This is a genomic window from Duganella sp. GW821-FHT07G03 (genome assembly GCF_059418605.1).
Genome location: NZ_JBWKQE010000031.1, coordinates 68,786 through 80,493 on the forward strand (window position 1 = coordinate 68,786; position 11,708 = coordinate 80,493).

Below are 11,708 nucleotides of genomic sequence, written 5' to 3' on the forward strand. Positions count from 1 at the left end.
GCGACCGGACAATTGTTGAAACGACGTACCCTATGCCTTGCATTGCTGGCCCAAGCCCTGGCGATCGCCGGCTGCGGCGACGGCAGTAACGCGGCACCCGCCGCGCCGCTGGCGCCGCCGACCGTCATCACAGCCTTGGTCTGGGCGCCGGACTGGCCGCAGGAAATGCACCACATTGCCGCCGCCTTCACGCGCGCCCATCCCGACATCAAGGTCAACGTCCAGTTCATGATCGGCAATTCGGTCGAAGAAAACCTGAAACCCCGGGTCGCCTCCAACCAGCTGCCGGATTTGATCTCTGTGAATCCCAATGCCTACGCCGCCGGCCTCGCCGCGCAAGGCCTGCTGGCCGACGTCAGCGGCACCGCGGCGTGGTCCAATATGCTGGATCTGCTCAAGCCGGACTGGACCACGGCCAATGGCCAGCACTTCGGCATCGCCAGCGGTGTGGCGGCCACGCTGATCTACTACAACAAAGCCATGTTCCAGCAGGCGGGCGTGCACCGGCCGCCGACCAACTTCGACGAACTCCTGGCCGCCTGCGCACTGCTCAAAAAAGCCGGCCTGACGCCGCTGATCCTCGACGGCGGCTTCCCCAACATGCTGGGCAACGGTCCCTTCAGCTACGGCTTCGCCAACAATGTCGCGGCGGCCAAGCCGGACTGGCGCCGGCAACTGGCCAGCGGCCAGCTCGACCTCGACACCGCCGAGACCGCCGACATCTTCGCCAAGATCAAGCTGCTGGCCGCGCGCGGCTACGTGCAGCACGGCTATATGAACACCTCCTACGACCAGGGCATACGCCTGTTCGCGGAAGGCAAGGCAGCCATGGCCTTTGAAGGCAGCTGGGCCGCCGGCCGCCTGCTGGGCGGAAAAACGGCCGATGCCGGCGTCTTCATTCCGCCCTGGAACACGGCCGGTAAGACCGTGGTGCCGGTGGTCGGCAGCGAGACCGGCTTCGCCGTCTGCAATACGCGCAACCGCGCGGCGGCCATGTTGCTGCTGGAGTTTATGGCCAACACCGGCTATCCAATCCAGCAAAATGCCCGCCACAATATTTCGTCGATGAAGCGCGTCGATGGCCAACTGCTGTCCGACCCGCAACTGAGCGCCTATATGCAGCAAGTCAGCCAACACGCCAGCTCGGTGCCGCCCTATTATGCCTTCCTGCCCGCCAACAGCATCGAAACGCTGCACCCGCTGCTGCAAGACGTTTTATCCGGCAAGATCACGCCGCGCCAGGCCGCCCACAAACTGGATGCATCTGTGCGCAGCGAGTCCGCAGCGGGCCGCAAGGACTGAGCCATGCCGACGCGACGCTACCAACCGGCCGGCCTGCTGCGCCAGATCGCCATCCGCTACCGCCTGTTCGGCGCACTGATCCTAATCTCCCTGCTGCCGCTGCTGGTGACCGGTTATATTTCCTGGGCCGAATCGAGCAACGCGATCCAGCAAAAGAGCCGCCTGTTCGCCACCGAGATCGTCAAGCAGGTCGCCAAGAATCTGCAATTGCGCATGGCCGACATCGAGGCCGGCAGCGAAGCGCTGGTGCTGTCGGACCCGGTGCAAACGGCGCTGGCGCGCTACGCCGGCGACAGCCCGGCCGAGCAAGGCCGCGCGCGCGCCGACCTGACCCACATCCTGCTGGCCAACTACGGCTCGTTCCAGGACATCGACCAGAAATACTTCCTGACGCCGGACAACCAAGTGCTCGATCCGCAGGTGTTCGCCCAACTCGGCCAGGGCGTCGGCGACTTCAGCCGTGCGGCCGCATCGCGCAAAGGACGTCCCTACTGGGGCACGCTGGATTTGTGGGACGGCCAGCAAAGCATCGCCATGGCCCGCCAGATTTACTTCAAGAGCGACAACCAGCTGGCCGGCAGCCTGTTCCTCGGCATGCGCTCGACCCGGTTTTCCAGCATTTTCGACAACGTCAACCTCGGCGCCGGCAGCGAGATCTTCATCGTCGACCTGCGCGCCGGCCGCCGCCTGATCCAGAGCAACGAAGGTGCTGGCAACAGCGTCGCGCCGGCGCTGCTGAAGCAGATCGCCGCAGCCGCCCAGAACGGCGAAACCACCGGCCACCTCGCCTACAACGCCATTGCATCCGGCGCCACGCGGGCGTCCGGCTACCTGGCCGTGTACACGCCGGTGCCGCGCACCAACTGGTACGTGGTCAGCACGCTGCCCAACGACCTGCTGCTGGCCGAGGCCCAAACGGTGCGCGACGACATCGTGCTGATCGGCGTGATCTCCTTTCTTTGCGCGCTGCTGATGGGCTACGGCATCGCCCGCAGCATCTCGTCGCCGCTGGAAAAGCTGGCCGGCATCATGCGCGAAACGAAGCCGGGCAACTATGCGCTGCGCATGCATGACGAAGGCAAGGACGAGATCGCGCTGCTGGCGCAAAAGTTCAACGAGATGGCGGCCAACATCGCCCAGTCGCACGAACAGCTGGAACAGCGCGTGGCCGAACGCACCCGCGACCTGGAGCAGGCCAACCTCAAGCTGTCGGCCCTGAGCATGACGGACGGCCTGACCGGCATCGCCAACCGCCGCCGCTTCGACGAAGTACTGGCCGCGGAACTGTCGGCCACGCTGCAGCGCGCCGCCCAGCCGTTGGCGCTCCTGTTGATCGATGTCGACTACTTCAAAGCCTACAACGACCACTACGGCCACCAGGCGGGCGACACCTGCCTGCGCCAGGTAACGACGATGCTGGCCAGCCACGCGCGCCGCGCCAGCGACCTGGTGGCGCGCTACGGCGGCGAGGAATTCGTCATGCTGGCGGCCGACACCGATGAGGACACGGCGCTGGCCCTGGCCGAATCGATACGCGCCGCGCTGGAACAGCTGCAACTGCCGCATGAACGCTCGCCGGCCGGCCATGTCGCCATCAGCATCGGCGTGGCGGTATTGCCGGCCGGCGCCGCGCCTGGCGCAGAGGACTTTATCCGCGCTGCGGACCAGGCCCTGTACCAGGCAAAAAAACAGGGCCGCAACCAGGTGGTGCTGGCCCGCCACCATGGCACGCCAGCCGCGCGCAGCGATATGCCCGCCGGAGTATAGATGCTATCGGCGCGGCCCGGTCACAGCCGCGCCGGCGTCACGTAGGATGCGCTTTCAATAAGGAGACTCCTATGGATAACGCTCAACCGTCCGAACCGCGTTTCAACGCCGAACAACTGGCGGTGCTGGAACCGATACAAAACTATTTCCGAGGCCACGCCCAGGACAACGCCGACTTCATGCGCAAAGCCTTCCTGCCGACCGCGCACATCGAATCGATGCGCGAAGGCGTATTCACTTCGTGGCCGCTGGATGTGTATTGCGAACGTTTCAAGGGCACACCGGCCGCCGACGAAGCGCAACGCCGCCGCACCGCCGACTGGATCGAAGTCCACGGCAACGCCGCCTGCGCCCGCATCACGCTGCTGCATGGCGCCATGACCTTCGTTGACTACTTCGTGCTGCTCAAGACGGAACAAGGCTGGAAGATAGCCAACAAGGCCTTCCAAGGCCAGGCCACCTGAAGCGCGTCAATTGAGGGCGGGGCCAGTGGTGCAATCGGGTGATTTTGATCCAGATCATATATTTTGCGAGAGGCGTTTGTTAGGCTGGTTTTTTCACTTGACCAGGAGAACGCCATGTCCTACAAAAACATACTCGTCCACGTCGACAGTTCGGCCCACGCCCCGCAACGCATCGCCTTGGCGGCGCGCTTGGCCAGCGAACACGACGCGCATCTGATTGGCGCGGCCACCACCGGCATCGCGGGCGAGTTCTACCGCAACAGCGCCATGATGTACGCCGGCATGGTGCCGCAAGAGCAGCTCGACGAGCTGACCCGCACGGCCGAGCGGGCGCTGGAACGTTTCGAAGGCCAGGCCCGCGCCGCTGACGTGCGCTACGAGCGCCGCATCAGCGACGACGAAACCCAGAACGGCTTGGTGCTCCAGGCCCGCTATGCCGACCTGGTGGTACTCAGCCAGTGCGAACCGGGCGAAGAAGGCCTGCTGATGGGTCCCGGCCTGGCGGCCTACCTGGCGCTGCACGGCGGCCGTCCGGTGCTGGTGGTGCCCTACGCCGGCAGCTACCCGCATATCGACCGCCATGCGCTGGTCGCCTGGGACGGCAGCCGTTCCGCCACCCGCGCCGTCACCGACGCGCTGCCGCTGCTGCGCCGCAGCGCCCGTGTAACGTTGGCGGTGTTCGATGCGGAACACCAATACGGTGTGCACGGCGCCGAGCCGGGCGCCGATATCGCGCTGTTCCTGGCCCGCCACGGTGTCAAGGTCGAAGTGTCGCAACAGCCAAAACCGGAAGGCGCCAGCGTGGGCGAAGCGCTGCTGTCGCTGTCGGCCGATCTCGGCGCCGACCTGCTGGTGATGGGCGCCTACGGCCACCTGCGCTGGCGCGAGACCGTGCTCGGCGGCGTCACCCGCACCTTGCTGGCGTCGATGACGCTGCCCGTACTGATGTCGCACTGAGGTCCGGCCATGAGCTACAAAACCATCGTCGTACACTGCGACCAGTCGCCGCATGCGGCCGGCCGTTATGCGCTGGCGGCCAGGATCGCGCTGGCCACCGGCGCCCATCTGACCGGGGTCGCGCTGACCGGCATTTCGCGCTACGCCGAGTGGAACGACAGTCTCGGCGCCTGGCCGCTGCCGCCGCATGTGCTGGACCATCTGCGCCACCAGGCCGCCGCCGCGCTGGCCAACTTCGAGCGTGATATGGCGGCAGCGGACGTCAAGCTGTGGTCCAGCAATCTGTATGAGGACGACGCCGAAAGCGGCCTGCTGCTGCATGCCCGCTATGCCGACCTGCTGGTGTTGAGCCAGACCGATCCCGACGACATCCATTTCGGCGTCAGCCGCCCCTTGCCGCCGGAGCTGCTGCTGCAAAGCGGCCGTCCGCTGCTGCTGGCGCCGACCGAGGCCAGGGCCCGCAGCATGCCGGACACGGTCCGCCATCCGCTGCTGGCCTGGGATGGCAGCGCACAGGCGGCGCGCGCCTTCAGCGACGCCCTGCCCTTGCTGCGACTGGCGCAACGGGTGACGCTGCTGGTGCTCAATGCGGACCGCGACCCGGCCCGCCACGGCACCGAGCCGGGCGCCGACATGGCGCTATGCCTGTCCCGCCACGGCGTGCAGGTGGACGTGATGCGCGAGTTCACCACGGTGGAAATCGGCGAGGCGCTGTTGTGCGCCGCGGCCGAGCGCGGCTGCGACCTGCTGGTGATGGGCGGCTACGGCCACCACCGCCTGCATGAAACCCTGCTCGGCGGCGCCACCCGCAGCATCCTGCGCGAGATGACGCTGCCGGTGCTGATCTCGCACTGAGACCGACCCTGCCTCAATGCTGCAATACGAAGTTGCCTGGCGCCGGACCCAACACCCGGCCCAGGCCCATCGCCGGCGGCGCCACCCGTTCCCGGCTTGCATGGCGCACCAGCCATTGCTGCCAATGCGGCCACCATGAACCCTCGGTGCGCTCGGCGCTGTTCAACCACTCGTCCGGACTGCTGTAGCCCGCCGCCTGCGCCTGGGTGCTGGCGGGATGACTGCGGTAGCTGCGGTTGGCATGCCCCGGTTCGGAAACAATGCCGGCGTTGTGACCGCCGGACGCCAGCACGAAATCGATGGGCGCACCGCTCAGCAAATGGATCTTGTACACCGACCGCCATGGCGACACGTGGTCGCGCTCGGTTCCGACGACAAACATCGGCGTGCGGATGTCGGACAGCGCAATCGGCTTGCCTTGCGCCGTATAGCGCCCCTCCGCCAAGTCGTTGCGCAGGAACAGGCCGTGCAGATACTCGCTGTGCATGCGGAACGGCAACCGCGTGCTGTCGGCGTTCCAGGACATCAGGTCGTTCGGCGCGCTGCGCTCGCCCATCAGGTACTCGCGCATCATGCGCGACCACACCAGGTCGCGCGCATGCAACAGCTGGAAGGACGCGGCCATCTGGTCGCCGTCCAGATAACCCTGGTCCCACATCAACGCGTCCAGGAAAGCCAGCTCGCTGTCGTCGATGAACAGGCCCAGCTCGCCCGGCTCGCTGAAATCGGTCTGCGCCGCCAGCAGCGAGACGGAGGCCAGCTTGGCGTGCTGGCCGTGCTCGCCCGAGTCGATGGCGGCGGCGGCGACCGCCAGCAAGGTGCCGCCCAAGCAATAGCCCACCGCGTGCACCGGCGCGCCCCCGCCCAACTGGTCGGCCTGCTCCAGCGCGGCAAACACGCCGAGTCGCAGGTAATCGTCCATCCCCATGTTGCGGTCATGCTGGTCGGGATTGCGCCAGGACAGCATCAACACCGTATGTCCCTGCTGCACCAGATAACGCACCAGCGAATTGTGCGGCGACAAGTCGAGGATGTAGTACTTCATGATCCACGACGGCACGATCAGCACCGGCTCGCGGTAGACCTTTTCGGTTTGCGGCGAGTACTGGATCAGTTCGATCAGCTCGTTGCTGAAGATGACCTGGCCCGGCGTGACCGCCACATCCTGCCCCGGCACATAACTGGGGCCGGTCGGTTCCGGCACCGCCATGTCCGGCGGCGCGAGGCGGCGGCACAGGTCGCGGCGCCAGTTGAGCGCGCCGTCGATCAGGCTGCGCCCGCCGCTGGCGGCCGCGGCCCGCAACACCTCCGGATTGCTCCACAGATAATTCGACGGCGAGTACATGTCCAGCAGCTGGCGCGCGGTGAAGGCCACCACCTCGGCATGGTGCGGCGCCACGCCGCGCACGCCGGTGGTGGCCTGGCGCCAAAACTGCTCGGCTTGCTTAAAGCTGTTCGCGTATTGCGAAAACGGCCACTGACGCCAGGCGACGTTATCGAAGCGGCTATCGTCAGCTGCAGCCGGATTGGCCATCCCGGCCCATGCTCCCAGGCATTGCGCCGCCAGCTCGCTGCGCTTGCCCGGCGACACTGCCAGGTGTTGCCACCAGTCCTGGAACGCCAGCGACATCGCGATCGGCGACACGCCGCCGGTCAACCGCGCCACCTGGCTCCGCAGGTACAGGTCGAGCGTATTGCCGGGTGCTTCGGATTCCGGCGACGGCGCAGCCGCGCCCGGAACAACTTTCAACTGTGCAGTCTTCACATGCCCTCCTGATTTGACGATGCACCGATTATGGTTGGGGGGCGTCCCCGAAGTATTTGATCTGGATCAAATACTTCGGGGAGCGCGCTCTCTAGACTGCCCTGCATCGCCCACCAAAGCCATTGCCATGAACGAATCCGACGACATTATTGAAAACATCACCTACGACGAATTGCAAGTAGGCCAATGCGCACGCCTGAGCCGTACGCTGAGCAAGGACGATATCGCCGCCTTTGCCGCCGTCTCCGGCGACGTCAACCCGGCCCACGTCGATCCGGAATACGCCGGCCACACCCTGTTCCACGGCGTGATCGCGCACGGCATGTGGGGCGCGGCGCTGATCTCGCGCCTGCTGGGCACCTGCCTGCCCGGCCCCGGCACCATCTACCTGGCGCAAACGCTGCAGTTCCTCAAGCCGGTGCGCATCGGCGACGAGTTGCGCATCACCGCCACGGTGACGGCCAAGGAACCGGTCAAGAAACACTTGTTGCTCGATTGCGAGATCAAGAACCAGACCGGCGCCGTGGTGTTGACCGGCGTCGCCACGGTGATCGCGCCAAGCGAGAAGGTGCGCCGCCCGCGCGTCCACATGCCGCCGCTGAGTCTGTCACAGGTGCACGCCAATTATGCCAGCCTGATGGAAGCGGCGGCGCCACTGTCGCCGGTGCGCTGCGCCGTGGTCCATCCCTGCGACGAAGCTTCGCTGCGCGGCGCCCTCGACGCCGCCAAACACGGCTTGATCGTGCCGGTGCTGGTCGGCCCGCAGGAGCGCCTGCGGGTGCTGGCCGAGAGCGCCGGCCTGTCGCTGGCCGGCGTCGAACTGGTCGATGTGCCGCACAGCCATGCGGCAGCCGCGCGCGCCGCCGCCATGGCCGGCGCCGGCGAAGTGGAGATGCTGATGAAGGGCAGCCTGCATACCGATGAGCTGATGTCCGCCGTGCTGGATACGCCGGCGCTGCGCACGGCGCGGCGCCTGTCGCACGTGTTCCGCATCGAAGTGCCGCTGTACGACAAGGTGCTGCTGATTTCGGACGGCGCGCTCAACATCCAGCCCACGCTGGAGCACAAAGTCGACATCGTGCAGAACGCCATCGAACTGGCGCATGCGCTGGGCACGGCCGAACCCAAGGTCGCCATCCTGTCGGCGGTGGAAACGGTGACGCCAAAAATCCCGTCCACGCTGGACGCGGCGGCGCTGTGCAAGATGGCCGAACGCGGCCAGATCAGCGGCGCGCTGCTGGACGGCCCGCTGGCCTTCGACAACGCCATCTCGCCGATGGCGGCGCGCAGCAAGGGCATCGTCTCGCAGGTGGCCGGCCATGCCGACATCCTGATCGCGCCCGATCTCGAAGCCGGCAACCTGCTGGCCAAGCAGCTCGAATACCTGGCCGGCGCCGCCGTCTGCGGCGTGGTGCTGGGCGCGGCCGTGCCGATCGCCCTGACCAGCCGCGCCGACGCCGCCGCCGCCCGCACCGCCTCGGCGGCGCTGGCGCTGTTGCTGGCCCATCGCTACCGGCAGCAGCGGCCTTAAGCGCCGCTCCTTGGACGGCGGACCCCGCCTGCCGCCGTCCATTTGTTGATTTTTGATCTACATCAATTACACGCGCTTGACTTGCGCCGTACACTGCGCTCGCCGCTTGACTTTCGGCATCACCCTGCGCCATTCAAGGAGTTCCACTATGTTCCAGCCTGCGCCGTTCGCCAGGCCGCGCACCGCCATGACAGCGGCCGCGCTCGCCGCGTCACTGCTGCTGCCGGGTTGCGGCTCGATGGCGCCCCAGTATGCCCGGCCGCCGCTGCCGGTGGCCGCCGATTACGGCGCGCCCGCAGCCACCGCCATAGCCGCCGCCGCGCTACCCGAATGGCGCGGCTATTTTTCCTCACCGGAGCTGCAAGCGCTGATCGTCGAAGCGCTGGCGCAGAACCGCGACCTGCGCATCGCCGCGCTGCGGGTTGAGCAGGCGCGCGCCGCTTACGGCATCGAACGCGCCGCCCGCCTGCCGCTGCTGGCGGCCCAGGCCAGCGGACAGCGTCAACACGTGCCGGCCGACCTCAGCCTGACCCGCCACGACATGATCACCAGCCAATACCAGGCCGGCTTGGGCGTGAGCGCCTGGGAGATCGACCTGTGGGGCCGCCTGGCCAGCCTGCGCGACGCCGCCCTGCAAGACTACCTGGCCAGCGACGCCGCGCGCCGCGCGCCGCGCCATCACCATATCGCTGATCACCCACGTTGCCGAGGGCTATTTCGACGTGCGCGAAATCGACCAGCGCATTGCACTGGCGCGCCGCACCTTGGCTACCCGGCAGCAAAGCTTCCGCATCTACTCGCGCCGGGTGGCGGTGGGTTCGACCTCGCGCCTGAACCTGACGCAGGTCGAAACCCTGCTGTTGCAGGCGCAGGCGCTCACCAGCCAGCTGGAACAGGAACGCGAGCGCAAACGCCACGCGCTGCAACTGCTGGTCGGCAGCGCCACCGCGCTAGCGCCGCTGGACACCGAGGCCGCCAGTTTGCCCGACAATTTTGCCGAACAGCTGCCCGCACTAGCCCCCGGCCTGCCGTCCGCGCTGCTGGAGCGGCGCGCCGACATCGTCGCCGCCGAGCACCAGCTGCAGTCCGCCAACGCCAGCATCGGCGCGGCGCGGGCCGCCTTCTTCCCGCAGGTGAGCCTGACCGCCGCGCTCGGCACCGCCAGCGCCGAACTGGGCGGCCTGTTCGCCGGCGGCAGCCACTCGTGGACCTTCGCCCCCAGCATCACGCTGCCGCTGTTCGACGGCGACCGCCGGCGACAAAACCTGAGCCTGACCGAAGCGCGCCGCGACAGCGCCGTCGCCAACTACGAAAAAACCATCCAGGGCGCCTTCCGCGACGTGGCCGACGCGCTGTCGGCCCAGGCCTGGCTGGGCCAGCAGGTGACCATCGCCGAACGCGCCTTGCAGGTGCAGCGCGAACGCGCCCGCCTGTCGCAGCTGCGTTACGACAGCGGCGCCGCCGCCTTCCTCGACGTGCTCGACGCCCAGCGCGACCTGCTCAGCGCCGAACAACAATTGATCCAGCTGCGCCGCGCCCTGCTGGGCGCCGGCATCGCCCTGTACAGCGCGCTCGGCGGCGACCCGGTCGTCGCCGCACCGCCGCTGGCCGCCTTCCCCTACCTGCCCCGACCCCGCACATGACTCCTGACCTGACACGCAAACTCGGCGCCGCCGCCGTCGCCATGGCCCTGGTGGCCGGTGCAGCCTACACCTGGCAACGCATGCATCCCGCCGGCCCCGGCCCCGAATTCGCCAGCGGCAACGGCCGCATCGAAGCGACCGAAATCGACGTCGCCGCCAAGCTGCCGGGACGGCTGCAAGACATCGCCGTCAACGAAGGCGACTTCGTGACCGCCGGCCAGGTGCTGGCCCACATGCAGGCGACCTCGCTGCAAGCCCAGCGCGACGAAGCAGTGGCGCGTCAGGCGCAGGCCCAGACCGCCGTCGCCAGCGCCGACGCCATGATCGCCATGCGCCAGAGCGACTTCCAGGCCACGCAGGCGCTGGTGGTGCAACGCGAAAGCGAACTCGATGCGGCCCAGCGCCGCCTCAAGCGCTCCGAAACCCTGGTGCTGGAAGGCGCCTCGTCGGAGCAGGAACTCGACGACGACCGCAGCCGCGTGCGTTCCACCAACGCCGTGATCCGCGCCGCCAAGGCGCAGGCCGAAGCGGCCCGCAGTGGCATCGAGGCCGCGCGGACCCAGGCCGGCGGCGCCCGCGCCTCGGTCACGGCGGTGCAGGCGACGGTCGACCGCATCGACGTCGACCTGGCCGACAGCGCGCTGACCGCGCCGCGCGCCGGCCGGGTGCAGTACCGCATCGCACAACCCGGCGAAGTGCTGGGCAGCGGCGGCAAGGTGCTCAACCTGGTCGACCTGGCCGACGTCTACATGACCTTCTTCGTGCCGGAACAGGCGGCCGGCAAGCTGGCGCTGGGCGCGCCGGTGCGCGTGGTGCTCGACGCCGCGCCGCAGTACGTGCTGCCGGCGCGCGTGTCCTTCGTCGCCAGCACCGCGCAGTTCACGCCCAAGACGGTGGAAACGGCCAGCGAGCGCCAGAAGCTGATGTTCCGCGTCAAGGCCCAGATCGATCCGGCGCTGCTGCAGAAGCACATGAAACTGGTCAAGACCGGCCTGCCCGGCGTGGCCTGGGTTCAGCTTGACGCGAAAACACCGTGGCCCGCCAACCTGGAAATCAAGGTGCCTCAATGAGCGATACCGCGGCGGCCTGCGTTGCCGGCCTGCGCGGCGTGGCACTGCAATACGGCGACACCCGCGCGCTGCGCGCCATCGACCTGGACCTGCCGGCCGGTCGCATGATAGGCCTGATCGGGCCGGACGGCGTCGGCAAATCCAGCCTGCTGTCGCTGGTGGCCGGCGCCCTCGCGGTGCAGCAAGGCAGCGTGACGGTGCTGGGCGGCGACATGCGCAGCATGCGCCATCGCGACGCCGTCTGCCCGCGCATCGCCTACATGCCGCAGGGTCTGGGCCTGAACCTTCCCCTCAAATTTCTTGTAAACATTTGAGGAAGCTGTTAACTTTCTATCTTAAAAACGGCGCATGCAT

9 protein-coding genes and 2 pseudogenes are annotated in these 11,708 nt (G+C 67.5%); 10 read left to right on the forward strand and 1 reads right to left on the reverse strand.

What is annotated here, in order from left to right:
* The first annotated feature begins 42 nt into the window (after positions 1–42).
* The 5 genes from AC07OK_RS27985 to AC07OK_RS28005 all read left to right on the forward strand — a co-directional run bounded on the left by AC07OK_RS27985 (position 43) and on the right by AC07OK_RS28005 (position 5,345).
* Positions 43–1,302, forward strand: a complete 1,260-nt coding sequence (locus AC07OK_RS27985) for an ABC transporter substrate-binding protein (protein WP_494693346.1) — start codon at positions 43–45, stop codon at positions 1,300–1,302.
* Positions 1,303–1,305: 3 nt separating this feature from the next.
* Entirely contained in the window at positions 1,306–3,069 is a 1,764-nt protein-coding gene (locus AC07OK_RS27990; RefSeq protein WP_494693339.1) for a diguanylate cyclase domain-containing protein, read from the forward strand.
* Positions 3,070–3,140: 71 nt separating this feature from the next.
* Positions 3,141–3,533 (forward strand): nuclear transport factor 2 family protein, encoded by a 393-nt coding sequence (locus tag AC07OK_RS27995; RefSeq protein WP_494693340.1) that lies wholly within the window; start codon positions 3,141–3,143, stop codon positions 3,531–3,533.
* 114 nt (positions 3,534–3,647) lie between these two features.
* Complete coding sequence (locus AC07OK_RS28000) at positions 3,648–4,490, forward strand: universal stress protein (protein WP_494693341.1); 843 nt, start codon at positions 3,648–3,650, stop codon at positions 4,488–4,490.
* 9 nt (positions 4,491–4,499) lie between these two features.
* On the forward strand, positions 4,500–5,345 hold the full coding sequence (locus AC07OK_RS28005) for a universal stress protein (RefSeq protein ID WP_494693342.1): 846 nt from the start codon (positions 4,500–4,502) through the stop codon (positions 5,343–5,345).
* A gap of 13 nt (positions 5,346–5,358) precedes the next feature.
* On the opposite strand, the gene AC07OK_RS28010 is transcribed toward AC07OK_RS28005, so the two are convergent.
* Positions 5,359–7,110 carry a PHA/PHB synthase family protein gene (locus AC07OK_RS28010; RefSeq protein WP_494693343.1) on the reverse strand — a complete coding sequence of 584 codons (1,752 nt, stop codon included), beginning with the start codon at positions 7,108–7,110 and terminating at the stop codon, positions 5,359–5,361.
* 127 nt (positions 7,111–7,237) lie between these two features.
* Between AC07OK_RS28010 and AC07OK_RS28015 the strand changes: the two genes are divergently transcribed.
* From AC07OK_RS28015 to AC07OK_RS28035, 5 genes and pseudogenes are all read left to right on the forward strand, one after another.
* Entirely contained in the window at positions 7,238–8,641 is a 1,404-nt protein-coding gene (locus AC07OK_RS28015; RefSeq protein ID WP_494693344.1) for a bifunctional enoyl-CoA hydratase/phosphate acetyltransferase, read from the forward strand.
* Between the two features lie 238 nt (positions 8,642–8,879).
* Positions 8,880–9,233 (forward strand): annotated as a pseudogene (locus AC07OK_RS28020) (TolC family protein); the annotation flags it as partial.
* 100 nt (positions 9,234–9,333) lie between these two features.
* On the forward strand, positions 9,334–10,284 hold the full coding sequence (locus AC07OK_RS28025; RefSeq protein ID WP_494693347.1) for an efflux transporter outer membrane subunit: 951 nt from the start codon (positions 9,334–9,336) through the stop codon (positions 10,282–10,284).
* Positions 10,281–11,354: an HlyD family secretion protein gene (locus tag AC07OK_RS28030; protein WP_494693348.1), complete on the forward strand. Its 1,074-nt coding sequence runs from the start codon at positions 10,281–10,283 to the stop codon at positions 11,352–11,354. Before AC07OK_RS28025 ends, AC07OK_RS28030 begins: the two co-directional genes overlap by 4 nt.
* Positions 11,351–11,641, forward strand: a pseudogene (locus AC07OK_RS28035) (ATP-binding cassette domain-containing protein); the annotation flags it as partial. The gene AC07OK_RS28030 and the pseudogene AC07OK_RS28035, both read left to right, overlap by 4 nt.
* Between the last annotated feature and the right edge of the window lie 67 nt (positions 11,642–11,708).

Coding starts and splice junctions, on each gene's coding strand:
- AC07OK_RS28015 (WP_494693344.1), top strand. CDS start 7,238: ATGAACGAATCCGACGACATTATTGAAAACATCACCTACGACGAATTG.
- AC07OK_RS27995 (WP_494693340.1), top strand. CDS start 3,141: ATGGATAACGCTCAACCGTCCGAACCGCGTTTCAACGCCGAACAACTG.
- AC07OK_RS27990 (WP_494693339.1), top strand. CDS start 1,306: ATGCCGACGCGACGCTACCAACCGGCCGGCCTGCTGCGCCAGATCGCC.
- AC07OK_RS28030 (WP_494693348.1), top strand. CDS start 10,281: ATGACTCCTGACCTGACACGCAAACTCGGCGCCGCCGCCGTCGCCATG.
- AC07OK_RS28000 (WP_494693341.1), top strand. CDS start 3,648: ATGTCCTACAAAAACATACTCGTCCACGTCGACAGTTCGGCCCACGCC.
- AC07OK_RS28005 (WP_494693342.1), top strand. CDS start 4,500: ATGAGCTACAAAACCATCGTCGTACACTGCGACCAGTCGCCGCATGCG.